Origin of the sequence: Variovorax sp. efr-133-TYG-130 (assembly GCF_030208835.1) — a bacterium.
Classification (GTDB): domain Bacteria; phylum Pseudomonadota; class Gammaproteobacteria; order Burkholderiales; family Burkholderiaceae_C; genus Variovorax.
In genome coordinates, this window is record NZ_JARVTD010000028.1 from 46,173 (window position 1) to 71,828 (window position 25,656).

Genomic DNA, 25,656 nt, shown 5'->3' on the forward strand with positions numbered 1-25,656 from the left:
ATGCGCCCGCAAGCCACCTGCTCGAGCGCACGCGCATCCGGCTTGCAACCGGCAGCACGACGCCAATGATCAAGGACAAAGCCTGACTGATCGGCTCCTCAGGCAAAGCGAAAACTTGTACTTGCGCGTTGGGTCTACTTGTTTTCGGTTATTTACCAGCGCTCGGCCATACGTAAGCTCCAAAAAATACAGAGCAATCCAGCGATCTGAAGCAGGACCTTTGTCCTTTGAGAGGTAATTCATGTCAACGCGTCTTTACCTGGTTCTCATTGAACAACATGACACAGCGATTTGGGACAACCAAGTTCGCCTGATGGTCAAGCATCGTGCGGTAACGCATGTCAACTATGAATGCCGTGTCAACATTACCGGGGGATTTCTCGAGCTCATGCTAAGCCATCGCTATGACCTCTATAAGCCCATGATCGGTAAAAGAGACGATTTGTATTGGCTCAAGCTGTACATACCAATACTGATGGCGGACGAAGCTGGAAAGCTCATCACTCGAGGGCACGGGGGATTGAAGTCCTATGGAACCATGGGCCCTGAATGCTTCGCCGATTTTCTTATCGACATGGGTTTGAACAAAGATATAACAATCGACATGACGGGCTGTAGCCTCGCCCGCGGGCCGAATGTTGCCGACACTGCGGTGCATGCAAACACCGCCGCAGCTGTCGGGGCGGGTTCCTATGCACAGCGCTTTCAACGAGCGCTTTTCCAAAAGCGCGGATTGCGATGCAGGGTCCACGCCCGCACTTTCACTTTCACGATCAATGCAGCAGGCCGCAAGGAGACCAGGGATCCCATGACTGGCGTATGGGTCCATAAGGCGCCACATTCCAAGATCATCTTCACCATCAATACTGGAGGCCACCAAGAGATGGAATATGCCGAGGAGGAATACGACGCTTATGGACTAGCGAGGTTGTTTGCATGAGCGCGTTGCTGGGTCTCGGAGACGTTTCCTAGCCGACGGCAGGTGAGCGAGCTGGCACTTCGGCCCGCAGCTTTGCGAGCAGGCCATCGACGCCATGGTCGATCAGGTCGAAGACTTCGACGAAGTCTTTCTGCCCGCCGTACCAGGGGTCGGGCACGTCGCCATCGACGCCGTCAGCGAACTCCGTGAACAGATGGATCTTGCCCTCCGTGCCCGCAGGCGCGAGCCTGCGCAGCGCGGCGCAATGCTGGGCCGTCATGCCAATGATCAGGTCGAAGCGCTCGAAGTCGGCCTTGCGCACCTGACGCGCGCGGTGCGCATGCATCTCGATGCCGCGGCGCCTGGCCTCGGCCACCGAGCGCGGGTCGGGCGGGTTGCCACGCTCCTCGTCGGAGATGGCGGCGCTGTCGACCTCGATCTCGAAGCCGGCCGCGCGGGCCTTGTGCATGAGGAGCACGTGAGCCGTGGGGGAGCGGCAGATATTGCCGGTGCACACAAACAAAATTGACATTTTTTCCTTATAAAACAAACACTTATGTCAATTTTAGAGGGCTGGTGGATGGGGCAAATACCGGCAATCTAGTCCCAATGAAATCAATGACTTACGCATTCATTCCTACCGCACCAAACTGCTGAGTGCACGCCCTTGGCTAGGGCTGCTGAACAGCCAACGGTGCCGCATCAAACAGGGCAACCGACGGCAACTCGAGCATGGCTCGAGCCTCTTCGACGGTGCAGGTCAGCCAACGATCAAAGTCATGCGCCTCCAATGGGACCAGCGACCGCTTGTCCTGGATCGGCAGCGGCATCTTGGTTTTCGAATCGAACTCGAGCTTGTGCATGCGCGACATGAGCGGATGTAGGTTCGCGTTCAACGTCAGCATGGTGTAGCTGTCCCAGACCTCTCCAGTCTCGAAGTCGGTCCAGGTATCCCACAGCCCGGCCAAACCCCAGAGTTGCCCATCCGCTCGACGGAAGTTCCACGGCACATGCTCGCCGGTCTCCCAACAGGGCTCGATGAAGCTCCTTGCCGGGATGATGCAGCGTTGCCCTTTCGTCCAAGCGTTACGGTAGGTCGGCTTCTGCTCGATGCCGTTCACCCGAGCATTGACCGTCGACAAGCGCTTCCCCTTCGTTTCGCCTTTGCGTGGCTTGGTCTGAGGTATATGGCTCGGTGAAAAAACGGGAATCAACCCCCACTGGCCTGTCACCAGCTCGCGCTCATAGTCGGCACTTTCCCGCGCGCGGCGCATAAACGGACTGAGATACAGCGGGTGCATATCTCGCGCCCAGCGCTCCGGCGTCCGGGCTCCCACGTGCCAGGCGGCCTCGATCTCTCGGTCCTCGGGGGAGATGTAGCGGGTGCACATACGTTCATCCTCTCGCGGCGTGGCGGTAGCTGCCTCGGCAGTTACCCCACTTCGTTGATCGGCTTGAGCCAGTCGACGGCGGCCTCGTCGGGCGGCATCGCTCGCAGGCGCTCGTCGCGCCACAAGTCGTGCGCCACATCCTCCAGATCCAGAGGGTCGACGGTGTGCCACTGCTGCTGCAACCGGTGCGCGCAGGCGGCAATCCAGAGGTTCGCCGGCATGTTTTCCATGCTTGCAGTCTACCGCAATCACTGTATATTTAACCAGTAGTTAACAGGATCAGCAGTCCGATCCGCCTAGCGGGTTTCGATGCACCGGTGCGCGCGAAGCGCGCGATCTTCAACCGTCTAGGAGATGGCCATGAGCAAGATGAAGACAGCCCGACAAGAGTGGGTCGAAAAGTTCGTTTACGCAGTGCTCGAGATCGAGCCACGCGCGGCCTTCGACGACCACATCGAAGACGCATACGAGCAGTATGAAAAGCACTCAACGGAGGAGCCCGCCGAAGTCGTCAAGCGCATGTTCGGCGACAAGCGCACCCAGTACATCCTGGGAGTCAACACGCCAGCGTGGATGGTGCCGGGCGCCGAGGTGCCCCCGGGATAGAGACACGAAGATGGCGCCTGGCGCAACGATTGAAGACGAGCTGGTCGCCATGGCTCGTCAGACAGGTGAGCTCGGCCCCGACGAGCCGATGCGCCCTACCCTGCGCGACTTCGCTGACCACGTGGCCGGCCGCTGTGCGCGCATCGGCGACCTGTACGGAGACTGGGATCACAACGGGGGCGACCACATCCGCGCCGTGATGCATCAGGTGCCAGATCTCGCCCGCGACGACCAACCCGGCAGGGATAGCGTATGCGAGTGAAGATGCGCCGCCGCTACCGAGGCGGCACCAAGCTAAGCAAGCGCGAGTTTGTGGATCAGGAATGGGTCTGCGGAATGCTGTTGCTTCGAACCTTGGAAGGCCGGTTGCAGCTGGGACTTTGGGAATCCGTTCCGGGTTACGCAAATGGAGAGCGCGGCATCCTGTGGCGCCCCGAGATCGTCGCGTGCTTCAACGACACGATCAGCTTTGCTGGCGCCGAGCATGTGGCCGGCCGTTGGTGCTACCAGGTCTGGTACTGCGAATGCAACAACCTCCCCAATGAACTGTCACTGAGCCTTCTCGAAAAGGCTGCTGGATTCGATCATGAGCCAAGCTGACATCTTCCCCCCCGAAACCACCATCCTCTACACGCCAGCCTGGTACAGCGACAAGGTGCGCGAGGAACTCGAACTGCCGATGGCGCCGGGCGACTACAAGGTCACGCCCGGCCACGGTGCCGAGCGCTGGACGGTCACTTCGCTGAAGGATGGCGCCACGGTCTACAGCGGAATCGGGCCGGTAGAGATCAGGCGCTCACAATGAGCTGCTGTGGATTACCCTGTGGACAAGTCCTGTATAAATCGGTACAATCGCTGTATTTCCATACAGTGCATTGCGCACGGAGACCACTATGGCCATTAGAGAAAAGACGTTTTCTCCAAAGACCGCTGTGGAGTCGATTCTTTTCATTGCAAGCCGTCAAGGCGGCCAAGCATCGTTCCACGAAGTCCTGAAACTGCGATATTTCGCCGATCGCATTCATCTCTCGCGCTATGGGCGTTTGGCGAGCGGCGACGACTACACAGCCATGAAATTTGGGCCTGTTGGCTCGCGTACATACGACCTGCTGAAAGCGGCAAAGCTGGACGCGGTATCTGAGTGGACCAATCCAGCTTTTGTGGAAGCTGTATCTGGCGCCTTTGACATCGGACCTGACGGCTCAACAATTCGTTCGCGCCGAGAAGCCAATATGGCTCTTCTTTCTGCTGCCGAAATCGAGTGCATCGAAGAAGCGATTCGGCAATATGGTGGCATGTCGTTTAAGCAACGCACAGCCCTTAGCCATGATGCGGCGTGGCAAGAAGCCTACGACGCAGCCCTGGAAGCAAAGGTGGGCACAGCTTCAATGAAGCTGGAGTCGATCGCGAAAACGCTCGACAACGCCGAAGAAGTCCTGGAGCATCTCAGCGCGTAGAGATGGCACTGGGTCTGAACTTTCCCATTGAATATCGTAGGGAACAAATTGTTCGCCGCTTGGTGCCGGGCGTCGTTTTCAAGATGCGCGCACGGATGGACGATGGCCGAGTAAAAGAGAAGCGATTTGTGCTACTCAGAATCGACGCAGATGCGATCACATGTGTCATCAACTCCGAGTTGACGGGCTTTGTGCAGAGAAACTCGGAACTTCTTAGATGCCAGGTTTCAATGCAGCAGGCTGAGCACGAGTTTATGGATCACGACTCTCATGTCGACTGCAGTCAAGCGCGGGCCTACCCGGCAGACGCAGTCATCAATGAGCTTCTGAATCATCCAGATTGGGTCCTTGGCGATGCCTCGAAGGATTTGAAGGAGCAAATGGTGGCCGCATTGAAGTATGCGCCCATGATTGCCCCCGCAGATGTGCCAGAGTTGTGCGACGCGCTGCTGCCACCAGATCTAAATATAGGTTAGAAAACTAAGCCGCCCTCGAGGCGGCTTTTTCATGGGCGCGCAGGACGGCTGTCGGCGTCTGACCTTTGTTGACGCTCTCTCGCGCAGTTTTTCACACACACCAACCGGGCACCAGTTGAAGAATCGACCCGCGGCGGCCCTCGCCGCATCCTCGGGTCAAGTCGATGACCCTTTGACCCGCTTCAGCGGGTCTTTTTTTGCCTACCGCGGTGGCCATAGGCCGGCGGAGCGCATCAGCAGCACAAAGGCCTGGTAGATTTCAGGTTCTGGTGCTCCAGCGGGGAAGAGCGCATGGCGGCCGGCGTTGCAGCGGCTGCAGGTTGCTACGATGTTGCCGCGCGAGTCCTTGCCACCATCCATGCGCGCGACCAGGTGCTCGGCCGTCACGTCCTTGCCCATGGGCCGGCAGCAGTAGATGCAGGTCCCACGCTGCGCACGGCGGGCGCGCTCTCGATTTCGTTGACGTTGTGATTTCCGCATTGGGAACTCCTAAGGTTGAACTTGGAAGTCCCCGCTGGCACTTGGTGCATTGCGGGCGCCGTGCCTTGGGCTATCGGCGGGTGCCATCTTGGATCGCACGGTCGGGCATCAACCCGAGCGGGCGGATTCTAAAGCGCGACACGCTGCCGCGACAACCCCCGCATGCCCACCCTCTACCGCGTGCGGATCGAGATCAGCGATGGATCGCTTGGCGTGATGGTGGGGACCGATGGCGCGAGGTATCGCTGCAGGATGTGGCAGCGAAGACCCAAAGCTACTTGCGCTTCTTCTCGGAATATTGCTCGACCAAGAGGTCCGCGAGGTCATCCGCAATTGAGAAGATCTTTGCCTCGGGAGTTCGCCCACAGATCTTGTCTGTACATCCATGCATACCAATCAGGGAGCCGCAAAATCATCCGTAATTGAGTCGATCTACGATTCCGGCACGACCGTTACAGTCGCTATGAGTCGTTGCTCGCGAACCCAGGTTGAGTGCCTGCATCAGTTGAGAGCGCGGCGCATTGACACGTACTCAAATGTGGGAGTTCGAGGTCGCCGAGCTAGAAAAGATTCGCTAAGTTCGCCGGTTGATATTTCTCCGGCGGCCGCAGCGGATCCGGCTGCACGCTCGATGCGCCCATACGCGCCCTGACAGCATCGTTTAGCAAGACGTGGGTTCGAGGGTAATGCCTCACTGCAATCGGCCGTTGCGGGTAAATGGGACCATGTGTCCAGGGTTGGTGAGCGACGCCAACCGGATTCGGCCGGAACTCAGCTGGCATCAGGGGTGCGAATTCAATGGCCGAAGATTCGGCGAAGCGGTCGATCATCCACGCGAGTGCCACGTCAGAAAGGCCGCGTTCGGGGTAGCCTCCCCCGACGTCAGCGTGCGCGCCAGGAAAGACTTCTTGACGCAGCCGTGAATCAGGCTCCCAAAGCGTGGACTGAAAATCGCCACGGCGCTCGTCAGCGGAGACTGCATGGAAGGCATGGTGGATCCGCGAATTAAGTATAGGGTTGGCAAACCCATATCCGTCAACCTTTTCATTGGTACCGCGCTTGTACTGCGGAATGCCCATGGCCCCGACCGTTTCCCACACACCGATTGCATGTACATCGGCGGGCACCAAGTAGTCAGGCTTAAGCTTTCTGCGCAAGGGCGTCAAAAACAGCTTGTGTGCGTCCATCGATGCCCTCGGAATAGGTGCCATCGGATACTTCTCAGCCAGAGACTGCCGGTACTTTATCCAAGCGGAAGCCGCGTAACTGGTAGTCATATGACCGTCGGCGAACTCAGGCCGCAAAAGCCCGATGGTTCCAATCATGTCGGCAACCGCCCTCGCCGTGTAGGCGCCTCGGCTAAAACCCGTGATCAAAATTTGATCCCCCTGTGTGTAGTGTTTCGAGATGAACGCATAGCCCAAACGAAGCCTGGTTGTAAGCCCGCCACCAAAGCCGCCGCCGATCATCTGCATGTAGGGAAGTGCGTGATTGGCACCGACCCCGTGCGTGTACAGGGCAACCTGGCGAACGGTTCCGTCGGCGTTGTTGATGACTTTCTGCAGATGCTTCAGACCCCACACGCCGTCCGGTGCCAGCGCAGACCCCATCAGATGGTCGAAAAGTCGGTAGACATTCGAATTCCCTGGACTGTCCTTCTCTGCATCATCGCTGTCGCCCGGACCGTTCCATGTGCCGTCTGCACAGAAAACAATAACCTTGCTCATCTTTATAAGCCTCCAGGGAAATGACTCGAAAGGCGTTGCGCACGTGGCACTACCAATTTTCGGGTTTCTTGGGGCAACAAACACCCCATGAAGTTGGTAGGCCGAAGGACAATCAGATCAGGATGTCTCCGAGTGAAACCGCCGTCTCGGCGTCTTCGAAGACAGTTCGCATCAAATCAACATACCGTTCATTTTGCGGTCGTCGCCAACATCCGAGTTGAGCTGACGAATCTCAAACTGGTGACGACTAACGACTTGTCACTTACCCCGGCAACCTGCAAGCGATGCGCGGGGCTTGCCGTTTTCAACGCCGCACAGCAACATTCCCAGCACGACATCCCGATCGATATAACCGGAGTGCGCGATGGACGGGTCCTTCAGACCCGAGTAGATCGAAATCTGATTGGGGGCATATTTCAAGCGCACGTCCACCACATCAAACCCAAGATCCGATACCAGCTTGTTTCTCTCCGCCTGATCCTCATAGAAGTTAGACGTGCGCCTCGTGAACTCATTGACGGCGCCCGCTGAGCACGTCGAATCTCCAGCTTTCGGGCCGTAGCAGCGCACGTAGTAGAGCTGCTCAAAGTAGGGCACCAGCTCGAAGGTTAGGAGGTCGTTGATTTCGGAGTACGCCACGATCTTCAGTTGCTTGCCGGCGATGCGCCTGATCGAGCGCGTGTCTCCCATTCGACCGACTCCGACGAGCGGAATCTGATTGGCGAACATATGAAGTTCAATGCCACTTCCGGAAGTTCCCTGCTCGATGCGATCGGCCAGCACTGTAGGTAGATCCGAAATCAGCGTGTCAAAAACGATGCGGCTACCAAGGCTGTGGGACACGACGAACAGCGGCGACTGCGAGGTCGGCGTAGCGGCGCACAGGCTTGAAGCCGTGGCAGACTGGCCCTTCTGAAGCTCCGTGTCGAACTCGCCGGTGAGTGCCGCGCAGACGGCCGCCTGAACGCCCTCCCGCATCATGCCTCCGACCGGGCTCATGTAGAGCGCAGCATCCGTCAAGCCGTAAGTGACGACTGAGTTCTTCAGTTGGGAATTCAGACTCGCACGGAGACTGTCGGGATCATCGTAGCCAACGTGGCCAATCTTCTCGCCATTCTTCGAGGGCAAGGGGTCGTCGTAGCCCATGTGGAACCACTCAGCGCCGTTCCACATGGCGTCGTCCCACAGGAACCTATAGATCGTGATCGTGCTTCCGTTGCGCAATTCGACTACCCGACGATCCAAACATCCGAGCTCACCAACGGTCACTGAGAAATTGGGGTCGTCCGTTGTCAGCGCCATCGGTTTCGCCGAGTAGATTCGCAGCCCTTGCTTGTTGGACTTGAACTCCCGTCGACCGTCCAGCGACGAGGTCCCACAATGAGTGCTGTCGGGGCGGATCTTAGCGTCGGGGAAGCCGCGCGCAATGGCGTCAACTAGCTTGTCGCCGAACTCGCTGCTGCCAGTCTGCTGAGTCCATCCGATGCCGTGGACGAAAACGACGTTGGTGTTGAGCGCCCTTTCGGCGACAGCTCGCATTCCTGTGAAACTGCCTGCCGATTGACCGGGATCGGCCGGGTTAGAAACGCTATTCAATGAGCGGATGCGAAGAACCTCATCCGCGCGGCAGGCGGTCACCATGCAGCAAGCGCCCAACACGAAAGCCAGGAAATGCTTGAACATCATGCTCGAGTCCCCCGTTTCTCGCGCCTCCGGACGAACTTGCTGGAGACAACTCCCGCGCAGTCACGGCGCACATTGCCCGCGTTTATACCGCCAAGATGCGCGATGGCAAAGCGTTGATTTTCCATAGAGGAATAGTTCGGAGCCTGGTTGACGGTGTCAGCCTGCCGGCTACTCCATTCACTACTTAGCGGTGCGAGCGTCGACTTTCGGGCGATCAATCTGAAGGGACAAATGAGCGCTCTGGGTCCAAAATCGAAAGTGTTCGAGCCACTAAGCGGTCACTTCGCCGTGACGTTTCTGTCGTTCCGGACGATCTCAACCAGCACGCCTACTTCAGCGTCTCGCTGCTCAACAACGAATCGACCTCGCTCAAGTAGTTCTCCACCTCGCGCAGCCACTCCTGCGAGGACTGCGGATCGATCCGCAACACGGAGGCAGGCAGCGCGGTCACTTGCGGCTTGGTCCCGATCACGGGCGGCATAGTCGGCGAATTGCTTGCGCACGCGCTCAACATCGCCAGCAGCAGCACGGCGACGGCTGTCGAGATTCGCGAGTTTCTTTTCGTAGGCATCGATGTTTTCCTTCTGGACTTGGGCATGGGTGGCTTGCAACGCGAGCACGCGCTGCAAGTCCTCGAGCGCGGCGATGGCGCGTCGTGTGTTCTCGGTTTGGCGGTCGAGCTTTTCGTCCGAGAGCGCCTTCTGTGCTTTCGACACTTCAGCGTGCGCCTCGAGCACCTGTGCGCGCTCAATGCCCACGAACGCTACGGCCGACATCAGCAACAGCGCCCACAGCCACGACGGCACCACGTCAAGGATCTTCATTTCGCGATCACTCCACCGGCCTGCTGATATGCCCGGCGCAGCCGCTCGAGCGAATGCTCGGGCTGTCCGTACCCCGCGCCCGGCAAGCTCGCCCACAGGTTGCGCACCTTCGCCACCGCCTCATCGAAGCGGCCGGCGTCGATGACCCCACGCGGTGAACGCAGGAATGCGGTCCCATTCCATGAGCTGCGCTTCTCGCGTCAAGCCATAGAAGCCGAACGCGAACATATCGCCCGGGTGGCGCTTGAGGATGTGGTACGCCACAGGTGCGCCCCAGCGGTCGAACTCGATGCCCTTGCGGATGTCGTCGCGATGTTCGAGGCCCACGGGCGTGGCGAGACGGTCTGCCTCGACCATCATCAAGCGCGTATTCCAGCGCGTGCCAGGACGCGGCAGCCACAGCGGCAAGCCCAAAGCGTCGCCGTTGAGCATCGCGCCGCCGAGAGCTTGCAGCGTGAGGCCGAGGAGGTTCTGAGTGCGCGCAGCGTCGCACTCGGTGGTCTCGGCCCACGAGCGGAACTTAGCCTCTACGACGTTGCCCCACTCGCGGCCCTGCTCGCGCGTCCAGCCGAGCAAGCGATAGTCAGGTGTCGCACTGAGGCGGAGCACCGATCCGACGATGTTGTCGCGCATCGTCTGCATGCCGCCGGCCATGAGGCCGTTGTTGCGGCCGAGGTCGCGCGAGCGCGCAGTCAGCGTGTCGAGGTCCGGCAGCAGATCCGCATCGGCGCTGCCGGCGATGGGATTCCAACCATGCAGGGCCATGTCGTTGATCGACGCGGCTTCATGCGCGTTCATTCCGGCGCCTGCGGGGCCGCTGGCGCCAAGCGCGGAAATGCGCGGGCCAGCGGGCATGAGACGACGATTTCGGCGGCTCATCTTCAAACGATGTAGATGGGACCGCGCACCGCCCCACCGGAGGCACCAGCGCCTCGCGCCTCGAGTTCTTCGCTCAGCGCAGCGAGTTCCTTGCGTATCTCGGCGACGTTTTGCTGGTACTGAACGGAGCGCCCGTTATGGGTCGCAGATGTGGGCGAAGCGAGTCGGTCCTGCAGCGACGCCATCAGGCGCGTGCGCATCGCTTGGAGTTCTGAAATTGTGAGGTGGCGGTAAATGCCCATGCAGCGATGAAAACAGTTCATCGCGGACATTTCCGCTGGACCAAGTCACAAACTTTAGGCCTACCCTCCTCCTAGCCTTGAATAAACTGGGCCGGGAACGCGCGACAAGCCTTCACGGGACAGACAAGCGGAATTTGCGGCCTCCCAGAAACCGCCCTCTAGGGGCCAAGTCGCAGCGACTTAAAGCGAAGGCGACGGCATAGTTCGCGCAGAACGAACTTGTTTTGCGGGGAGACCCACTTTTCTCATCACATATCCCAAGACAGGGTCCACGTCGATTTGCTTGTAGAGGTTTAAGTATTCGGCACCGTAAGTACCGTTGCTGTCCTCTGTTGCGACGATAACAACGCTATCCGAAGATTTACGTCCGTCCGCAAAACCGATTTCCCAAGGGCACCAACGCGAACGCTCAGAATTTGGTGTAGCTAAATAGATCAACCAGTCGCGTTCTTGGATTTCTTTTTGTATTCTCTCAACCGTGGCCCGAGTGGGGCGCTCGATCATCACGCCTAATTCCCAATCAATAAACACATCCCAACCCGCTTGAGCCAATTCGATCTGCAGGCCTTTGGCAAGCTCTTTATCCAAATGACTATGGCATAGGAAGGCCGTACTCTTACGCTTGGCAATAGCTGCACTATAATTTTCCACAACTACTGCGCCTCTTCGTGCGGCCCTTTGCAACGAGTCAATTCTGATCGCCATGTTTTTTCTCTTTCTTTTTGCGCTTGCGCATCCGTTCTTCCGATTACGATTTACCCGCAGCTTTTGCAGCCTTCTCAATCCACGCCCCCATATTTTCGCGACCGGAGTCAGAGTTCCAACGGTAATGGGGGTAACCATCAACGGTAAGGCCACAATAATTGGTAGTGTTTCCCAAAAAATCGCCAATCTTACTAATGTCTATCGTTAGCAAGCCATTTCCGCGCGCAATGCTGGATTCGATCTCGTATTTTACCCAGCGACTTTTATCGGTATTAGCTCCGACGAGCACAACTGTCACGCTTGTTCCGCTCATTTGATCGTCAATCCACCTTTTGATTGCAGCATCTCCTTGACGCGCCACGCTTTCAAAATCAGCTTTATCGATAAAACCCGATTTGACATCCGCAGAAATTACATTGCTATTTCGAACGTTCATCGCCCGAACAACATCGTCATACTTGAAACTAAAGAATACTTTTCTAGCCATTTTTACTCCAAATATAAAAATTCACCATCACTTAAAAAATACTGCAGCGGTTTGTATACCAGACTCTATTTATTTAACTGTGAAATGATCCGTACAACCTTGGCAACGATTTCAGTCCTTGGCGTTTTTGCTTCACCCAGCTCTTTAATAAGAGGGGGAAGCCAAGGCAAATCGCCGTAATACTTTTTTGGTGCGGCCTGGATGGTATTCCAGATCGAACGTGCAGCGTACTCTGTAAGCCCAATTGGAATTGGAACGAGTCCATGCTCAACGGCAATTTCAAACTCCCTAATTACTCCGTTAGCTTCCACGATTTCGCGATCTTTGTCTAATTTATTTCCAAAAACGAATATCGCAACTCCTGCCAAGCCAATCATGCGATGCCGATATTGCTCCCAAAGGATCGGGAGATCGGCAGGGTTGGCGGTGAACTGGGGAAATGGGCGCATCACTAACTGATCTTCGGAATGCTTCCCAGGATTTGAGTAAATCGCTTCAAGCGCACCATTAATCACAGCACTCCCGATGCCCCAGCCAAATCCGTTTACAACTCTGAGATTCGATCGAATCAACTCCAAAGCTAGCGAGTGAACGAATCGCTGAGCATCATTTCGATCCCATGGCTCAAAGGCATCTGCGCTGCCGGAGATAAAAACAGTTTTCTTCCGAAATCTGCTTTCGATTTCCTCAAGGATCTGTGGAATCTGTGGGTAGTCGTCGATCAACAAGGTTTGAATACCAAACCTTTTCAAGTCAGCAACTCGCAATTCCTGCTTGCGAGTTCGATAAGCAGCGACATCGACCTTTTCTCCCTTTCTTTTCGGCGACTCCTTTTTAAGGAAGGAGTAGTGTGTCTTTTGTCCACCCTCACCTCCAACATGCAATCGACTCAGAACGTAGTCCAAATTGGGATCAGAAAAACTAAATCCGATAAATAGAAATGTTTTTGATGCTAGGTCGCCGCTCAGGGCCGTGATAAATCTTTCGTGAGTATGATGATATCTCTCATACTGCTGCTTGTATAAGATTGCTTTTTTGGGAAATGTCACGTCGCCGTGCATCTTATAAACCACTGCGTCCCGTTTTGGCGTGACATGGTTGAGTTGATCGGGACTGTGTTTGACATCAGCGATCTTGTACGCCTTCTTCAAAGAGTCTTCGATCAAGCTGTCGTAGTTGGTCGTCCAGTAGGTTCTTATGGGCAAACGGGCCAGAATTTCGTGCGACGGAGAGGACTCTGCTTGTTCGGAAAATTCTTCCAAAATCTTTCGCGACACACCGTCGCTTCCGCCACGCTCATTAACATGGAATTGTGCCAACGAGATCAGGTCGTGCTCCATTTCAACCCTGAGACCTATTTCTGCAGCGATATCTCTAAGCAGTTCAGGCCAGTCAACATATCCGCATGATTTAGACATTCCCGCCCCGGCGAATAAGGCCACGTTATTTTCTTCTAGGTCTTTAACGAAAACCTTAATAAAGGCTTCGATTTCGCGACTGAATTTCATGCGACTTGTTGCGTTCACGCGTGTTAGAAAATGTTGATTCAGTCTTCTAACGGTAACGCTGCCGCTTGTCTATCCCATAACCTAGGTAAATCCATTCGTTCTTGGCGCCTCGGAAAGTAGTAATCGCTACTAGGCCGCTCCAGTTACTCGCGCCCGTTAAGGATGGACGTGCTCCCAAGTGCACGCAGGCGGGCAACCGGCGCTTCCTTGCCGACTGCGAAGCGTGGCTGGGCCGGGCCGTCACGGTGCTGCGCGACGAGAAATACGGTGCGTCAACGGTCGAGGTCTTCAGACGCGAGCGCTTCATGAAGGGCCCACGCGGCGCGCCCTGCTCGCGCCTGCTGAAGCGCAAGCTGCTCGACGCCTGGAAGCAGCCGGGCGACGTGATGGTGTTCGGGTATACGGCCGAGGAAACTGACCGTTTGGAGGACTTCCGCGAGCGCTTCCCCGACCGCCCAGTCATTGCGCCGCTCATCGACCGCGGGCTGAGCAAGAGCGACTGCAAGGCCATGGTCGAGCGTGCCGGACTGGTACTGCCGCTCATGTACCGCCTCGGCTATGACAACGCCAACTGCATCGGATGTGTCAAAGGCGGCGAGGGCTACTGGCGCGCCATCGCGCAGGACTTCCCCGAGGAGTTCGAGGAACTGTGCCAGGTCCAGGATGAGATCGGCGAAGGCGCGTACCTGTTCCGCGACCGCAAGACTGGCATCCGCTATTCGCTGCGTGACCTGCCGCCCGGACCCGTCCGCCGCAATGAGGCCATCCCCTCATGTTCATTTTTCTGCGACATCGCAGAGCAGGAGTACTCCGCTTGAACCTCCTCTACACCTCCGTCGACTGCAGGCGGCTTGATGGCAGCACGACCACGCGCAAAGGCACGCCGCGAATGGCCTGCCGGGCTCACCGAATCCCGGCCTGGCTACTTCGTGTGGATGAACCCGCTCACCAAAAGGACCATCAAGATCGGTCGAGTCCCGCTCGCCGACGCTCGCATGCAGGCCATGGAAGCGAATCTGTGGGCTGCCGGTCAGATGGGCAAGGCTCGATTGATTGATCGAATCCAGCAAAAGGACAAAACGGTCAGCGAATGGATGGACGAGTGGTACGCCGGCTTGCATCTGGCGGACAACACCATGCGTAGCTACGGCTCGATCTGCAAGGCGATCAAACTCGAGATAGGCGGCCATGCCCTAGGACGCCTTTCGGTGCAGGACACAGCGAAGGCGTTGGACACCATCCGGGAGACACGGGGGGCGCGTACAGCGCAAAGTGCCCGTTCAGTGATGACGACAGCCTTCAACAAAGCGATCAGCAGGGGCCACATGACCACCAACCCCGCAATCGTGACTGAACCCCAGAAGGTCGTCGTAACCCGGGAGCGATTCACTCTGGCCGCTTTCTTGCAGGTGTGGGAGGCGTTGGTCGAGGCCCCGAGTTGGCTCCGACATGCGACCCTGCTCGCCATGATGACCGGGCTGCGCCGAGATGACGTTGCCGATCTGAAGTTTTCCGATGTCAGGGAAGACTACCTCTTCGTTGCACCCAAGAAAAACAAAGGCAAGGTCAAGATCGCGATCCCGCTGGACTTGCGCTCGGACGTGATGGGAATGACCCTGCGCGATGCCATCGCCCAATTCAGACGGACGGGCGTCGTAAGCCAGTTCATGGTTCACCAGACCGAACCCTACGGAAACAGCCCGCCAGGTCGAAAGATCTGGCGCGACACGATCACGCGGCGCTTCTCGGACTACGTAGTCAAAGCACTGGGCGAAAAGGACGATCTGCCCACGTTCCACGAGATCAGGAGCCTGTGCAAACGAGCGTACATGGATCAAGGCGGCGTCGACACGAAAGCGCTGCTTGGCCACACCACCGAGGAGACGGCGAACCTCTATGCCAACAACCGCGGAGCCGAGTTTCAGAAGGTCAAGATTGGGTGAGTTCCGACCGAATTCCTACCGATTTCCTACCGCGCCCAGCATGCATGCGGGTTTGCGGGCCGCAGCAAATGCTGCCGGTGCAGATGAAAATAATCGAAGGGTTTCTCAATTGGGGCAAGAAGGTCGGTGGAACGGCATTTTCGTCCCACGGGGAAAGAGCACCTCCAGCGCTCGACGGGACCCGCGACCGCCCTCGCGATCTGCGTCGCCGCAGTAGGATGGAACGATGCCCCTGCATCGCCCCCTGCACATCGCCGCCCTGTTCTGCACCGCCACCCTTCTGGCGGCCTGTGCGACCCCAGCCGATCGCGGCGCAGCAACCGCACGGCATGCCATGGCCGCCACGGATCGCGAAGGCGGTGGAGCTGCGCTGGCGTCCAGGGCCCCGGTCGCAGACCTCTCGCCGGCCCAGGCGCTGGCCCCTGGGGCGCAGGGTGCCCGGGTACGCTGGAGCGGCGGAATCAGCGCTATCGAGTCGCGTGAAGGCGCTCGCCAGTGCTTCACCCTGCTGCATGCCACTTTCGATGCACAAGGCGTGCTGCAGTGGCCGCGCGATGCGCAGAATTTCGTCGCCTGCGGCCCGGGGCGTTATGACCGGGAGTTGGTGGCCCAGTTCACGCTGGTGAGCCTCGAAGGCCGTGTGAGCGGGCAACAGATGCTTATGGACAAGCCGGTTCCCGTGATGGAGATCGATGCGCTGTATCGACACTCCGACTGCGTACAGGGCAGCGAGAAGAGTCCCGAGTGCTACGCGGGCTATCTGCGACCTCAAAGTCCTTAGCACCCTGCCGCGAGGCATCCGCAAGCTGCGCAGAGATTGATCGCGTCCAGGTGCGCGCAGCGGACGCCAAAAGACTACAAGCGCACGGGTTGCCGGCCTTCAGTCCGGGCCGCGTCGAACGGCGCGCGCTGGATATGCTGAGGCCGCGCGCTCCAGCCAACGACGTACAGAGCGCGAAACAACTCTATGGAGGTCAGGTGAGGAAAAACCCTTTGGTACTGCTTGTGGTCGGCGTGATCCTTCTGATTGCAGGTGCGATGCTTACCTTCGGGGGCACGGCGCCAGCGGCTGATGCCGCGACGGTCGCGAAATGCCAGGAGCGCATGAAAGATCAGGGCGCGGAGATGCTCGGGCGATGCAAGGAGTCGGCATTCGCCACGGCCATGACGGCGACCGATGCCAATGCCGCGGCCCGTGCCATCAGCGCGAGCAACAACAGCGAGATCGGAGGCAATGCCCTCGGCATGTTCCTGCTGGGCCTGGGCCTCGCCTTGGCGGTGGCGGGCGGTCTGGCATGGAGAAAGCGAGCAGCGACGGCATAGACGCGCCCGGAGGGCCTTGTGCGGATCGCCACCCGATCGAGAGAAGACCCTGCGCATTGCTTGAAGCCATTCCCGAAGGTTGACGCATCCATGATGCGGTGCAACAATCGTGAAATCTTCATTTCGGAGCCCCGTGCGTGGACAGTGCCAGTTGGATCAGTGACAAGACGCGTGCCTCGGCAGGCGTGACACTCCAGGCTCTCTAGCGCAGGCTTCCCGCGCTGTGGCCGCCGTGCACGCAGCGTGACCCCCTTGCCCTCGCGGCAAGCGGTTCTCTTCTCCCGATACCCGCCCCTCTCGTCACTGGCTTTTTCAGTCAGCTTGCGTGCGTCCGTGCGCGAGGCCCTTCAACGCGAAGGAGCCTTGTCATGCGTCATCTAGAAACTCGTCAGCAGCCGTTGCAACAGCAGCAGGCGCAGCCTCGGCCGCAGCACAGCGGCGGCACGCCTGCGAGTGCCACCGCGCCTCGCATCGACGACACGCTCGACCAGGCCGCCGCGCTCTGGACCACCCGCCGCATCCGCAGCTGCCTGGTGCTGCTCGATCCATCCGCTCGCCCGGCGCACCGCTGAAGCGCGCGCGCACCCCGCCCCATTCACGCACGCAGACAAAGGAGGCCCCCATGGACCCAGCCCCTCATTTGCGCCCCTGCGCGCCCCGTCCATTGGTCCGATCAATTGCCAGCCAGAGAGAGCGCAGCGTGCCGTGCTGCGAAGGAACAGTCACGCCTGATTGACCGAGGCGTGCGCTTTTCTTTCCTTCACGGCCCGCGCTGCCGCCGTGAAGGAGAGAAAAAATGAAAAACGTCCTGAAGTCCTTTTTCGAGAGCTTCCTGCGCAGCCGCCACATGCTGCATCACTTCGAGCGCTGGCAGACGCTGCTGGGCTCGAAACCCGCCGCCGCCGGCTCGGCCAGCATGCCGGCCGACATCGCCAAGGCTCTGAGCGCCGCCTCGCGCACCGACGCCGGCGAAATGCTGGTCAAGCTCCACAGTTCGCCGCGCGGCCTCAGTGAAGGCCATGCGCAGGTGCTGCGCAAGCGCCTGGGCAGCAACGAGGTCCGCCACGAGCAGCCGCTGCCCTGGTGGCAGCACCTGTGGCAGTGCTACCGCAATCCGTTCAACCTGCTGTTGACGGTGCTGGCGCTGATCTCCTACGCCACCGACGACATGAAGGCCGCGCTCGTCATCGGCAGCATGGTGCTGCTGTCGACGGTGCTGCGCTTCCTGCAGGAATCGCGCTCCAACAAGGCGGCCGAGCGCCTCAAGGCGATGGTGAGCAACACCGCGACGGTGCTGCGGCCCGCGCCGGGCCAGAAGGCAGGATCGCCCGGCGACGAAGGCTTCGATGCCACGCACGCCGGCACGCTGCGCGTCGAGGTGCCGATGCGCGACCTGGTGCCGGGCGACGTGATTGCGCTGTCGGCCGGCGACATGATCCCGGCCGACTGCCGTCTGCTCACCACCAAGGACCTGTTCATCAGCCAGTCGGCACTCACGGGCGAGGCCATGCCGGTCGAGAAGTTCGTCGCCGACCGCGGCGCACACGACGCCGGCGTGCTCGAACGCGAGAACCTGCTCTTCATGGGCACCAACGTGATCAGCGGTACCGCCACCGCGTTGATCGTGCATACGGGCGACCGCACCTTCTTCGGCGCCCTCGCGCAGCGCGTGACCGCCACCGACCGCGGCACCAGTGCCTTCCAGGCCGGCATCAACCGCGTGAGCTGGGTGCTGATCCGCTTCATGCTGGTGATGGCGCCGCTGGTGCTGGTGATCAACGGCGCGGCCAAGGGCGACTGGTGGGAGGCGGCGCTGTTCGCGCTGTCGATCGCGGTCGGCCTCACGCCCGAGATGCTGCCGATGATCGTGACCGCCACGCTGGCCAAGGGCGCGGTCGTGATGTCGCGCCAGAAGGTGATCGTCAAAAGGCTCGAGGCCATCCACAACTTCGGCGCAATGGACGTGCTGTGCACCGACAAGACCGGCACGCTGACGCAGGACCGCATCGTGCTCGAGCGCCACACCAATGCCTGGGGCGAAGGCTCGGACCACGTGCTGCAGCTCGCCTATCTCAACAGCTTTCACCAGACGGGCTTGAAGAACCTGCTCGACAAGGCCGTGCTGAGCCATGCAGAGATGCAGCTCGAGACGCGCCTTCAGACCGGCTACCGCAAGATCGACGAGGTGCCCTTCGACTTCTCGCGCCGCCGCATGTCGGTGGTGGTGGCCAACGGCGGCAGCGAGCACCTGCTGGTCTGCAAGGGTGCACTGGAAGAGATCCTGTCGGTGTGCACGTCGGTGGAACGCGGCGCCGAGGTGCTGGCGCTCGATGAAGAGGTGCTCGCGCGCATCCATCGCGTGGCGTCGGAACTCAACGCGCAGGGCCTGCGCGTGGTGGCGGTGGCAAGCCGCGCGCTGAAGCTCGAGGCGCAGAAGCCGGCATACGGCGTGGCCGACGAGTCGGGCCTCACGCTGCTGGGCTATGTGGCGTTCCTCGACCCGCCGAAGGAATCGACCGCGCCCGCGCTGCGCGCGCTGGCCGAGCATGGCGTGGCGGTGAAGGTGCTGACGGGCGACAACGAGCTGGTGACGCGCAAGGTCTGCGGCGACGTGGGCATCGAAGCCGGCCGCATGGTGCTCGGCCGCGAGATCGAGGACATGAGCGACGCCGACCTGCGCGTGCTGGTCGAACGGCACCAGGTGTTCGCCAAGCTCACGCCGGCGCACAAGGAGCGCATCGTGCACGCGCTGCACGCCAACGGGCATGTGGTCGGCTTCATGGGCGACGGCATCAACGACGCACCGGCGCTGCGTGCCGCGGACATCGGCATTTCGGTGGACGGCGCGGTGGACGTGGCGAAGGAATCGGCCGACATCATCCTGCTGGAGAAGAGCCTGATGGTGCTGGAGCAAGGCGTGATCGAGGGGCGCCGCACTTTCGCGAACATGCTCAAGTACATCAAGATCACGGCAAGCTCGAACTTCGGCAACGTGTTCTCGGTGCTGGTGGCCAGCGCGTTCCTGCCCTTCCTGCCGATGCTGCCGCTGCACCTGCTGGTGCAGAACCTGCTGTACGACGTGTCGCAGATCGCGATCCCGTTCGACAACGTGGACGACGAGTTCCTGAAGAACCCGCAGCGTTGGAACCCGGCCGACCTGGGCCGCTTCATGGTGTTCTTCGGGCCGCTGAGTTCGGTGTTCGACATCCTGACGTTCACCGTGCTGTGGTTCGTGTTCGCCGCCAACTCGGTGGATCACCAGACGCTGTTCCAGTCGGGCTGGTTCGTCGAGGGCCTGCTGTCTCAGACGCTGATCGTGCACCTGATCCGCACCCGCAAGATCCCGTTCCTGCAAAGCCGCGCGTCGTGGCCGCTGCTGGCAATGGGCGCGGCCATTGCCGCGGTGGGCATCTGGCTGCCGATGGGGCCGCTGGCGCACTACTTCAAGCTGCAGGCGCTTCCGCTTGCGTACTTCCCGTGGCTGGTGGCGATGCTGATCGGCTATGCGGTGCTGACGCAGACGGTGAAGGGGTGGTATGGACGGCGGTATGGGTGGCAGTGACTCTTGTCGAGTCTCGAGGGGCATTGTTCGGGGTGCGTGCACAGGCCACCGGGTACTCCCCTCCGCGAATGTCCCCCGGGGCTGCGCCCCTCCTCCTTTATTTCGCTGCGGGGAGCACCCGGCGCCCTGCGCACGACGAGCGCCGCTCTTGTGCCGGCTGATCAACAAGTGCTCTGAACGATCACGACGGCGGGGTGCCTTGCGCAGCGAAATAAAGGGGGAGGCCGCAGGCCGGAGGACATTTGCGGAGCAAGGTACCCCGTCGGCGTGAGCGCGCCCACCTGAAATCAAATGCGCCTCGCGCTCTTTGACACGCATATGACACCCTGGCCCAGCAAACTGCCGGCCTGGATCAGAGGAAAGCTGTTGCCCCATCGACCATCGGCATCAGAACAAACAACAAGGAGAACTCTTGATGCAAGCCATTCAAAACATCAACCTGAACTCGCTGCTCGACACCTTCATCAGCGTCGCGGCCGCCTTCATCCTCGGCTCGGTGATCGGCCTGGAGCGCCAGATACGCCAGCGCACGGCCGGCCTGCGCACCAACACGCTGGTGGCCGTGGGAGCGGCGGTGTTCGTCGACATGGCCTATCGGCTCGACGGCAGCGGCGGCGCGGTGCGGGTGGTGGCTTATGTGGTGTCGGGCATCGGCTTTCTGGGTGCCGGCGCGATCATGAAGGAAGGCGCCAACGTCACGGGGCTCAACACGGCAGCAACGCTGTGGGGGTCGGCGGCGGTCGGCGCCTGCGCGGGCGCGGACCTGCTGGGCGAAGCGCTGATCGCGGCGCTGTTCGTGCTGGCCAGCAACACGCTGCTGCGGCCGGTGGTGAACCGCATCAACCGGCAGCCGATCAGCGAGGGTGCGAGCGAAGCGACCTATGTAGTGCGCGTGATCTGCACGCGCGCGGCGCGGCCCGAGGTGATGGACCAGCTGCTGCTGCTGCTCGAAGCCGCGAACTATCCGGTGCGCGATGTCGACCAGCACCCTTTCGGGCCGGCCGACACCGAGATCGGCGCGACGCTTTATGCGACGGCGGTCGAGCCCGCGGAGCTCGACCGTGTCATCGAGGATCTCGAAGCCCTCGACGGCGTGCAGCAAGCCTTCTGGAATGCCGCCGCCGAAGAGTGACCGGCAAGCGCCGGCTCAGACGCCGAGGATCGAAACCGCCTTGGTGTTCAAGTAGGCCTCGAGCGCTTCCGGGCCGCCTTCCGAACCGTAGCCCGAATCCTTCACGCCGCCGAACGGCATTTCCGGCGACGGGGTGGCGGGCTGGTTGATCCACAGCATGCCCAGCTCGAGCTTCTGGCTCAGCAGGTGCGCGCTCTTGATGGACTTGGTGAAGGCGTAGCCGGCCAGGCCGAACGGCAGGCGGTTCGATTCGGCGATCGCTTCCTCGAGCGTGTCGAAACCGCGGATGGCGGCGATGGGGCCGAAGGGTTCGTTGTTGAACACGTCGGCGTCCAGCGGCACGTCGGTCAGCACGGTCGGCGCGAAGAAGTTGCCGGTGTCGCCCACGCGTTCGCCGCCAGCGGCCACGGTGGCGCCCTTCTTGCGGGCATCTTCCAGCACATGGGCCATGGCGGTGAGGCGCCGGGCGTTGGCCAGAGGGCCGATGGTCGTGCCTTCCGCCAGGCCGTCGCCGAGCTTCAGGCCTTCGGTGTACTTGACCAGCGTGCGGGCGAACTCTTCGCGCAGGCTGTTGTGCACCAGGAAGCGGGTCGGCGAGATGCAGACCTGGCCGGCATTGCGGAACTTGGCGGCACCGGCGGCCTTGACGGCCAGCGCCACGTCGGCGTCCTCGGCCACGATCACCGGGGCGTGGCCGCCCAGTTCCATGGTCACGCGCTTCATGTGCGCACCGGCCAGCGCGGCCAGCTGCTTGCCGACCGGGGTCGAGCCGGTGAAGGTGACCTTGCGGATGATCGGATGGGCGATCAGGTAGTTCGAGATTTCGGCGGGGTTGCCGAACACCAGGCCCACCACGCCGGGCGGGATGCCGGCATCGACGAAGGCCTGCAGCAGCGCGGCGGGCGACGCCGGGGTTTCCTCGGGAGCCTTGACCAGGAACGAGCAGCCGGTGGCCAGCGCGGCACCGAGCTTGCGCACGATCTGGTTGATCGGGAAGTTCCACGGCGTGAACGCGGCGACGGGGCCCAGCGGCTCCTTCAGCACGAGCTGCTGCGCGGCCAGGTTGCGCGACGGCACGATGCGGCCATACACGCGGCGGCCTTCGTCGGCGAACCATTCGATGATGTCGGCGGCGGCCAGGGTTTCGCCCTTGGCTTCGACCAGCGGCTTGCCCTGCTCCTGGGTGAGAAGCTTGGCGATTTCAGGGGCGCGTTCGCGGATCAGGCCGGCGGCCCGGCGCATGACGGCGGCGCGCTCGTTCGCGGGCGTGTTGCGCCAGGCCTCGAAGCCGCGCTGCGCGGCGGCCAGGGCGCGGTCGAGGTCGGCGATGCCGGCATGCGCCACCTTGCCGATGGCCTTGCCGGTGGCGGGATTCAGCACGTCGAGTGTCTTGCCGTCGGCGGCGTCGACCCATTGGCCGTCGATCAGCAGGCGGGTGTCGGTGTAGGTAGCGGTCATGACGAACTTTTCCTTCGGGGACTGGATGATGAAAAGGGGAAATCGGGTCTGTGCGACGCGGCACCCCGAAGGGTGCGCTGGCGACGACGGCAGCCACGGCCGCCGGAACGCGTAGATTAACCCGAGTTCACAAAGCCCGCCCGCGCCCGGCGAACAGCCCCGTTACAACACCAGCAGCGCGCGGAAGTCGTTGACGTTGGTGTGCGATGGCCCGGTGATCAGCAGGTCGCCGATGGCGCCGAAGTAGGTGTAGGCGTCGTTGCGGTCCATGTGGTCCGACAGCTTCATGCCCTTGGCGGCCGCGCGTGCCAGCGTGTCGGGCGTGACGAAGGTGCCGGCGTTGTCTTCCATGCCGTCGATGCCGTCGGTGTCGCCCGCCAGCGCCCAGACGCCCGGCTGGCCCATGAGCGCGCCGGCCAGGCCCATGCAGAACTCGCCGCCGCGCCCACCCCGGCCCTTGGCCTGGCCGGGCTTGCGGGGCCGGATCGTCACCGTGGTCTCGCCACCCGACAGGATGACGCAGGGCCTGGCGAAGGGCTCGCCGCGAAGCGCCACCGCGCGCGCAAGCGCGGCATGCACCTTGCCGACCTCGCGAGACTCGCCTTCCACTTCGTCGCTGAGGATGTGCGCCTCGAGGCCGGCGGCGCGCACCACCCGAGCGGCCGCTTCGAGCGACTGCTGGGGCGTGGCGATCACATGCGTCTGGTGGCCCTCGAACACCGGATCGTCCGGCTTGGGCGTTTCGAGCGCACCGCTTTCGAGCTGCGCGCGCACCGGCGCGGGCACGTCGATGGCGTAGCGCTCGAGGATGGCGAGTGCGTCGGCACAGGTGGTGGCGTCGGGCACCGTCGGTCCGCTGGCGATGATGGCCGGGTCGTCGCCGGGCACGTCGCTGATGGTGAGGGTGACGACACGTGCCGGCGCGCAGGCCGCGGCCAGCCGGCCGCCCTTGATGCGGGAGAGGTGCTTGCGCACGCAGTTCATCTCGCCGATGCTCGCGCCGCTTTCGAGCAGTTGCGTGTTGATGCGCTGCTTGTCGGCCAGCGTCAGGCCTTCGGCCGGCAGCACCAGCAGCGACGAGCCGCCACCCGAGATCAGGCACAGCACCAGGTCGTCGGCCGTGAGGCCCTTGGTGAGCGCGAGGATGCGCTCGGCTGCCCGCAGGCCGGCCTCGTCAGGCACCGGGTGCGCGGCCTCGACCAGTTCGATGCGCTGCGGCAGGCCCTCGGGCCGCGGCGGGATATGGTCGTAGCGCGTGACGACCAGCCCCGACAGCGGCGCGTCGGCCGGCCACAGGGCTTCGAGCGCCTGCACCATCGAGCCGCCCGCCTTGCCGCAGCCCAGCACCAGCGTGCGGCCCTTGGGCGGCGGCGGCAGATGGGGGCCGAGCGTGGACAACGGCAGCGCGCGGTCCACCGCCACGCGGTAGAGATGTTCGAGAAAGGCGCGCGGGTCTTTGCGTGGATCGGGGGCGGGGGCCAAGGACGGATTCGAAGCGGTCATTGCGGTTTGTCTCCAGACCGGCAATTGTGCTGCGGACCACGCCCCGCCCCTGCCGGTCAGTTTTTTCGGGATGCCTAGTTGGTCGTCTTCGCGCCGGCCTGGAACCACCGGCTGATGAGCGCGCGTTCCTCATCGGTGATGCCGGTCGCGTTGTTCATCGGCATGATCTTGGTCACCACCACCTGCTGGTAGATGGCCTGCGCGTGCGCGGCCACCTGCTCGGGGGAGTCGACCCGCACGTTCTTCATCTGCACGGCAGGGCCGTGGCACATGAAGCAGCGCTGCTCCAGCACCTTCTGCACGTCGGAGAAAGGCACGGCGGGCGCCGCGGCGGAGACGACCGGCGCAGCCACCGGCTCGGGCTTCATCCAGACGATGGTCAGGCCCAGCACCACGATGCCGACCATGGCGTACGGCAGCGGGTTGCCCGCATTGCCCAGCTTGAAGCGGTGACGCACCACGAAGAACTGGCGAATCGCCGCGCCGCCCAGCATGATGAGCAGCAGCACGATCCAGTTGTACTTGTGCGTGTAGGTGAAGCTGTAGTGGTTGCTCAGCATCGCGAACAGCACCGGCAGCGTGAAGTAGGTGTTGTGCACGCTGCGCTGCTTGCCGCGCTGGCCGTGCACCGGGTCCACCGGCTTGCCTTCGCGCAGTGCCGCCACGTTCTTGCGCTGGCCGGGAATGATCCAGAAGAACACGTTGCCGCTCATGGTCGTCGCCATCATGGCGCCCACCAGCAGGAAGGCCGCGCGGCCCGCAAACCAGTGGCACGCCAGCCAGGTCGCGAAGGCGATGAAGATGGCGATCAGCACGCCGACGATGGTGTCGCCGTGCTTGCGGCGCCCGAAGATCTGGCAGATGCCGTCGTAGACCATCCAGAACACGACGAAGAAGGCCAGCGCCACGGCAATGGCGGCGCCGGGCTGCCAGTCCATCTTCGACTTGTCGATGAGATAGGTGCTCGCGTTCCACAGGTACGACATGGTGAACAGCGAGAAACCCGTGATCCAGGTCGAATAGCTCTCCCAGTACGACCAGTGCAGGTGGTCCGGCAGCTTCTTGGGCGCCAGCGCGTATTTCTGCATGTTGTAGAAGCCGCCGCCGTGCACCGCCCACTGTTCACCGCCCACGCCCTTGTCGAGCGATTCCTGGTCTTGCGGCTTCTCGAGGCTGTTGTCCAGCATCACGAAGTAGAAGGAGGCGCCGATCCAGGCGATGGCGGTGATGACGTGGACCCAGCGCAGCAGCAGGTTGGCCCAGTCGAGGTAGTAGCTTTCCATGTGCTCTCTCTCAACCCTGTGCGCGCGTGGGGACGCCGCAAAGGGGTTTCAGCCTGCTCACCACC

General features: G+C 61.2%; 29 protein-coding genes and 1 pseudogene. 14 read left to right on the plus strand and 16 right to left on the minus strand.

What is annotated here, in order from left to right:
• The first annotated feature begins 241 nt into the window (after positions 1-241).
• Positions 242-940 carry a hypothetical protein gene (locus QRN67_RS22255; protein WP_285413643.1) on the plus strand — a complete coding sequence of 233 codons (699 nt, stop codon included), beginning with the start codon at positions 242-244 and terminating at the stop codon, positions 938-940.
• A gap of 28 nt (positions 941-968) precedes the next feature.
• Here QRN67_RS22255 and QRN67_RS22260 read toward each other — a convergent pair whose 3' ends face one another.
• The 3 genes from QRN67_RS22260 to QRN67_RS22270 all read right to left on the minus strand — a co-directional run bounded on the left by QRN67_RS22260 (position 969) and on the right by QRN67_RS22270 (position 2,540).
• The gene (locus QRN67_RS22260; RefSeq protein ID WP_285413644.1) at positions 969-1,451 is read right to left on the minus strand and encodes a low molecular weight protein-tyrosine-phosphatase; all 483 of its coding nucleotides are present in this window, start codon (positions 1,449-1,451) and stop codon (positions 969-971) included.
• Positions 1,452-1,590: 139 nt separating this feature from the next.
• Positions 1,591-2,310: an SOS response-associated peptidase gene (locus QRN67_RS22265; RefSeq protein ID WP_285413645.1), complete on the minus strand. Its 720-nt coding sequence runs from the start codon at positions 2,308-2,310 to the stop codon at positions 1,591-1,593.
• 41 nt (positions 2,311-2,351) lie between these two features.
• Positions 2,352-2,540 (minus strand): hypothetical protein, encoded by a 189-nt coding sequence (locus QRN67_RS22270; RefSeq protein WP_081271666.1) that lies wholly within the window; start codon positions 2,538-2,540, stop codon positions 2,352-2,354.
• A 130-nt stretch (positions 2,541-2,670) separates the two neighbouring features.
• Here QRN67_RS22270 and QRN67_RS22275 point away from each other — a divergent pair, with 130 nt between their 5' ends.
• The 6 genes from QRN67_RS22275 to QRN67_RS22300 all read left to right on the plus strand — a co-directional run bounded on the left by QRN67_RS22275 (position 2,671) and on the right by QRN67_RS22300 (position 4,849).
• On the plus strand, positions 2,671-2,916 hold the full coding sequence (locus QRN67_RS22275; RefSeq protein ID WP_285413646.1) for a hypothetical protein: 246 nt from the start codon (positions 2,671-2,673) through the stop codon (positions 2,914-2,916).
• A gap of 10 nt (positions 2,917-2,926) precedes the next feature.
• The gene (locus QRN67_RS22280) at positions 2,927-3,178 is read left to right on the plus strand and encodes a hypothetical protein (RefSeq protein WP_285413648.1); all 252 of its coding nucleotides are present in this window, start codon (positions 2,927-2,929) and stop codon (positions 3,176-3,178) included.
• The gene (locus tag QRN67_RS22285; RefSeq protein WP_285413649.1) at positions 3,169-3,516 is read left to right on the plus strand and encodes a hypothetical protein; all 348 of its coding nucleotides are present in this window, start codon (positions 3,169-3,171) and stop codon (positions 3,514-3,516) included. The genes QRN67_RS22280 and QRN67_RS22285 overlap by 10 nt, the downstream gene beginning before the upstream one ends.
• Positions 3,503-3,721, plus strand: a complete 219-nt coding sequence (locus QRN67_RS22290) for a hypothetical protein (protein WP_285413650.1) — start codon at positions 3,503-3,505, stop codon at positions 3,719-3,721. Before QRN67_RS22285 ends, QRN67_RS22290 begins: the two co-directional genes overlap by 14 nt.
• 88 nt (positions 3,722-3,809) lie before the next feature.
• Positions 3,810-4,373 carry a Panacea domain-containing protein gene (locus QRN67_RS22295; protein ID WP_285413651.1) on the plus strand — a complete coding sequence of 188 codons (564 nt, stop codon included), beginning with the start codon at positions 3,810-3,812 and terminating at the stop codon, positions 4,371-4,373.
• Between the two features lie 2 nt (positions 4,374-4,375).
• On the plus strand, positions 4,376-4,849 hold the full coding sequence (locus QRN67_RS22300; RefSeq protein WP_285413652.1) for a hypothetical protein: 474 nt from the start codon (positions 4,376-4,378) through the stop codon (positions 4,847-4,849).
• 201 nt (positions 4,850-5,050) lie between these two features.
• On the opposite strand, the gene QRN67_RS22305 is transcribed toward QRN67_RS22300, so the two are convergent.
• The 10 genes and pseudogenes from QRN67_RS22305 to QRN67_RS22350 form a co-directional block, all read right to left on the minus strand.
• Positions 5,051-5,329, minus strand: coding sequence for an HNH endonuclease (locus QRN67_RS22305; protein ID WP_285413653.1), 279 nt, complete (start codon positions 5,327-5,329; stop codon positions 5,051-5,053).
• Positions 5,330-5,889: 560 nt separating this feature from the next.
• Complete coding sequence (locus tag QRN67_RS22310; protein WP_285413654.1) at positions 5,890-7,056, minus strand: phospholipase effector Tle1 domain-containing protein; 1,167 nt, start codon at positions 7,054-7,056, stop codon at positions 5,890-5,892.
• Positions 7,057-7,314: 258 nt separating this feature from the next.
• Positions 7,315-8,742: a hypothetical protein gene (locus QRN67_RS22315; protein ID WP_285413655.1), complete on the minus strand. Its 1,428-nt coding sequence runs from the start codon at positions 8,740-8,742 to the stop codon at positions 7,315-7,317.
• Between the two features lie 278 nt (positions 8,743-9,020).
• A complete protein-coding gene (locus QRN67_RS22320) occupies positions 9,021-9,566 on the minus strand; it encodes a hypothetical protein (RefSeq protein WP_285413656.1) in 546 nt (181 codons plus the stop codon).
• Positions 9,563-9,712: pseudogene (locus QRN67_RS22325) on the minus strand (lysozyme); the annotation flags it as partial. The pseudogene QRN67_RS22325 and the gene QRN67_RS22320, both read right to left, overlap by 4 nt.
• Positions 9,687-10,364, minus strand: a complete 678-nt coding sequence (locus QRN67_RS22330; RefSeq protein ID WP_285413657.1) for a phage portal protein — start codon at positions 10,362-10,364, stop codon at positions 9,687-9,689. The gene QRN67_RS22330 and the pseudogene QRN67_RS22325, both read right to left, overlap by 26 nt.
• An 83-nt stretch (positions 10,365-10,447) precedes the next feature.
• Positions 10,448-10,687 (minus strand): hypothetical protein, encoded by a 240-nt coding sequence (locus QRN67_RS22335; RefSeq protein ID WP_285413658.1) that lies wholly within the window; start codon positions 10,685-10,687, stop codon positions 10,448-10,450.
• A 180-nt stretch (positions 10,688-10,867) separates the two neighbouring features.
• On the minus strand, positions 10,868-11,392 hold the full coding sequence (locus QRN67_RS22340; protein ID WP_285413659.1) for a toll/interleukin-1 receptor domain-containing protein: 525 nt from the start codon (positions 11,390-11,392) through the stop codon (positions 10,868-10,870).
• A gap of 43 nt (positions 11,393-11,435) precedes the next feature.
• Entirely contained in the window at positions 11,436-11,879 is a 444-nt protein-coding gene (locus tag QRN67_RS22345) for a TIR domain-containing protein (protein WP_285413660.1), read from the minus strand.
• A 65-nt stretch (positions 11,880-11,944) separates the two neighbouring features.
• On the minus strand, positions 11,945-13,387 hold the full coding sequence (locus tag QRN67_RS22350; protein ID WP_285413661.1) for an SIR2 family protein: 1,443 nt from the start codon (positions 13,385-13,387) through the stop codon (positions 11,945-11,947).
• A 245-nt stretch (positions 13,388-13,632) separates the two neighbouring features.
• Here QRN67_RS22350 and QRN67_RS22355 point away from each other — a divergent pair, with 245 nt between their 5' ends.
• The 7 genes from QRN67_RS22355 to QRN67_RS22385 all read left to right on the plus strand — a co-directional run bounded on the left by QRN67_RS22355 (position 13,633) and on the right by QRN67_RS22385 (position 21,347).
• On the plus strand, positions 13,633-14,205 hold the full coding sequence (locus tag QRN67_RS22355; protein WP_285413662.1) for a hypothetical protein: 573 nt from the start codon (positions 13,633-13,635) through the stop codon (positions 14,203-14,205).
• A 36-nt stretch (positions 14,206-14,241) separates the two neighbouring features.
• Positions 14,242-15,330, plus strand: coding sequence for a tyrosine-type recombinase/integrase (locus tag QRN67_RS22360; protein ID WP_285413663.1), 1,089 nt, complete (start codon positions 14,242-14,244; stop codon positions 15,328-15,330).
• 226 nt (positions 15,331-15,556) lie between these two features.
• A complete protein-coding gene (locus QRN67_RS22365) occupies positions 15,557-16,111 on the plus strand; it encodes a hypothetical protein (RefSeq protein WP_285413664.1) in 555 nt (184 codons plus the stop codon).
• A 50-nt stretch (positions 16,112-16,161) separates the two neighbouring features.
• Positions 16,162-16,653, plus strand: coding sequence for a hypothetical protein (locus QRN67_RS22370; RefSeq protein WP_285413666.1), 492 nt, complete (start codon positions 16,162-16,164; stop codon positions 16,651-16,653).
• A 368-nt stretch (positions 16,654-17,021) separates the two neighbouring features.
• Complete coding sequence (locus QRN67_RS22375; RefSeq protein ID WP_285413667.1) at positions 17,022-17,225, plus strand: hypothetical protein; 204 nt, start codon at positions 17,022-17,024, stop codon at positions 17,223-17,225.
• 224 nt (positions 17,226-17,449) lie between these two features.
• Positions 17,450-20,215, plus strand: a complete 2,766-nt coding sequence (gene mgtA / locus QRN67_RS22380; protein WP_285413668.1) for a magnesium-translocating P-type ATPase — start codon at positions 17,450-17,452, stop codon at positions 20,213-20,215.
• Positions 20,216-20,630: 415 nt separating this feature from the next.
• Entirely contained in the window at positions 20,631-21,347 is a 717-nt protein-coding gene (locus tag QRN67_RS22385) for an MgtC/SapB family protein (protein ID WP_081269346.1), read from the plus strand.
• Positions 21,348-21,362: 15 nt separating this feature from the next.
• On the opposite strand, the gene QRN67_RS22390 is transcribed toward QRN67_RS22385, so the two are convergent.
• The 3 genes from QRN67_RS22390 to QRN67_RS22400 form a co-directional block, all read right to left on the minus strand.
• Complete coding sequence (locus QRN67_RS22390) at positions 21,363-22,805, minus strand: NAD-dependent succinate-semialdehyde dehydrogenase (protein ID WP_081269345.1); 1,443 nt, start codon at positions 22,803-22,805, stop codon at positions 21,363-21,365.
• A 162-nt stretch (positions 22,806-22,967) separates the two neighbouring features.
• Positions 22,968-24,308 (minus strand): glycerate kinase type-2 family protein, encoded by a 1,341-nt coding sequence (locus QRN67_RS22395; RefSeq protein ID WP_285413670.1) that lies wholly within the window; start codon positions 24,306-24,308, stop codon positions 22,968-22,970.
• Between the two features lie 74 nt (positions 24,309-24,382).
• Positions 24,383-25,591, minus strand: coding sequence for a urate hydroxylase PuuD (locus tag QRN67_RS22400; RefSeq protein WP_081269343.1), 1,209 nt, complete (start codon positions 25,589-25,591; stop codon positions 24,383-24,385).
• Positions 25,592-25,656 lie beyond the last annotated feature (65 nt).

What these genes read in the sequence shown, in the direction of transcription:
- QRN67_RS22255 (WP_285413643.1), top strand. Translation starts at nt 242, where the DNA reads ATGTCAACGCGTCTTTACCTGGTTCTCATTGAACAACATGACACAGCG.
- QRN67_RS22260 (WP_285413644.1), bottom strand. Translation starts at nt 1,451, where the DNA reads ATGTCAATTTTGTTTGTGTGCACCGGCAATATCTGCCGCTCCCCCACG.
- QRN67_RS22265 (WP_285413645.1), bottom strand. Translation starts at nt 2,310, where the DNA reads ATGTGCACCCGCTACATCTCCCCCGAGGACCGAGAGATCGAGGCCGCC.
- QRN67_RS22270 (WP_081271666.1), bottom strand. Translation starts at nt 2,540, where the DNA reads ATGGAAAACATGCCGGCGAACCTCTGGATTGCCGCCTGCGCGCACCGG.
- QRN67_RS22275 (WP_285413646.1), top strand. Translation starts at nt 2,671, where the DNA reads ATGAGCAAGATGAAGACAGCCCGACAAGAGTGGGTCGAAAAGTTCGTT.
- QRN67_RS22280 (WP_285413648.1), top strand. Translation starts at nt 2,927, where the DNA reads ATGGCGCCTGGCGCAACGATTGAAGACGAGCTGGTCGCCATGGCTCGT.
- QRN67_RS22285 (WP_285413649.1), top strand. Translation starts at nt 3,169, where the DNA reads ATGCGAGTGAAGATGCGCCGCCGCTACCGAGGCGGCACCAAGCTAAGC.
- QRN67_RS22290 (WP_285413650.1), top strand. Translation starts at nt 3,503, where the DNA reads ATGAGCCAAGCTGACATCTTCCCCCCCGAAACCACCATCCTCTACACG.
- QRN67_RS22295 (WP_285413651.1), top strand. Translation starts at nt 3,810, where the DNA reads ATGGCCATTAGAGAAAAGACGTTTTCTCCAAAGACCGCTGTGGAGTCG.
- QRN67_RS22300 (WP_285413652.1), top strand. Translation starts at nt 4,376, where the DNA reads ATGGCACTGGGTCTGAACTTTCCCATTGAATATCGTAGGGAACAAATT.
- QRN67_RS22305 (WP_285413653.1), bottom strand. Translation starts at nt 5,329, where the DNA reads ATGCGGAAATCACAACGTCAACGAAATCGAGAGCGCGCCCGCCGTGCG.
- QRN67_RS22310 (WP_285413654.1), bottom strand. Translation starts at nt 7,056, where the DNA reads ATGAGCAAGGTTATTGTTTTCTGTGCAGACGGCACATGGAACGGTCCG.
- QRN67_RS22315 (WP_285413655.1), bottom strand. Translation starts at nt 8,742, where the DNA reads ATGATGTTCAAGCATTTCCTGGCTTTCGTGTTGGGCGCTTGCTGCATG.
- QRN67_RS22320 (WP_285413656.1), bottom strand. Translation starts at nt 9,566, where the DNA reads ATGAAGATCCTTGACGTGGTGCCGTCGTGGCTGTGGGCGCTGTTGCTG.
- QRN67_RS22330 (WP_285413657.1), bottom strand. Translation starts at nt 10,364, where the DNA reads ATGAACGCGCATGAAGCCGCGTCGATCAACGACATGGCCCTGCATGGT.
- QRN67_RS22335 (WP_285413658.1), bottom strand. Translation starts at nt 10,687, where the DNA reads ATGGGCATTTACCGCCACCTCACAATTTCAGAACTCCAAGCGATGCGC.
- QRN67_RS22340 (WP_285413659.1), bottom strand. Translation starts at nt 11,392, where the DNA reads ATGGCGATCAGAATTGACTCGTTGCAAAGGGCCGCACGAAGAGGCGCA.
- QRN67_RS22345 (WP_285413660.1), bottom strand. Translation starts at nt 11,879, where the DNA reads ATGGCTAGAAAAGTATTCTTTAGTTTCAAGTATGACGATGTTGTTCGG.
- QRN67_RS22350 (WP_285413661.1), bottom strand. Translation starts at nt 13,387, where the DNA reads ATGAAATTCAGTCGCGAAATCGAAGCCTTTATTAAGGTTTTCGTTAAA.
- QRN67_RS22360 (WP_285413663.1), top strand. Translation starts at nt 14,242, where the DNA reads ATGGCAGCACGACCACGCGCAAAGGCACGCCGCGAATGGCCTGCCGGG.
- QRN67_RS22365 (WP_285413664.1), top strand. Translation starts at nt 15,557, where the DNA reads ATGCCCCTGCATCGCCCCCTGCACATCGCCGCCCTGTTCTGCACCGCC.
- QRN67_RS22375 (WP_285413667.1), top strand. Translation starts at nt 17,022, where the DNA reads ATGCGTCATCTAGAAACTCGTCAGCAGCCGTTGCAACAGCAGCAGGCG.
- mgtA (WP_285413668.1), top strand. Translation starts at nt 17,450, where the DNA reads ATGAAAAACGTCCTGAAGTCCTTTTTCGAGAGCTTCCTGCGCAGCCGC.
- QRN67_RS22385 (WP_081269346.1), top strand. Translation starts at nt 20,631, where the DNA reads ATGCAAGCCATTCAAAACATCAACCTGAACTCGCTGCTCGACACCTTC.
- QRN67_RS22390 (WP_081269345.1), bottom strand. Translation starts at nt 22,805, where the DNA reads ATGACCGCTACCTACACCGACACCCGCCTGCTGATCGACGGCCAATGG.
- QRN67_RS22395 (WP_285413670.1), bottom strand. Translation starts at nt 24,308, where the DNA reads ATGACCGCTTCGAATCCGTCCTTGGCCCCCGCCCCCGATCCACGCAAA.
- QRN67_RS22400 (WP_081269343.1), bottom strand. Translation starts at nt 25,591, where the DNA reads ATGGAAAGCTACTACCTCGACTGGGCCAACCTGCTGCTGCGCTGGGTC.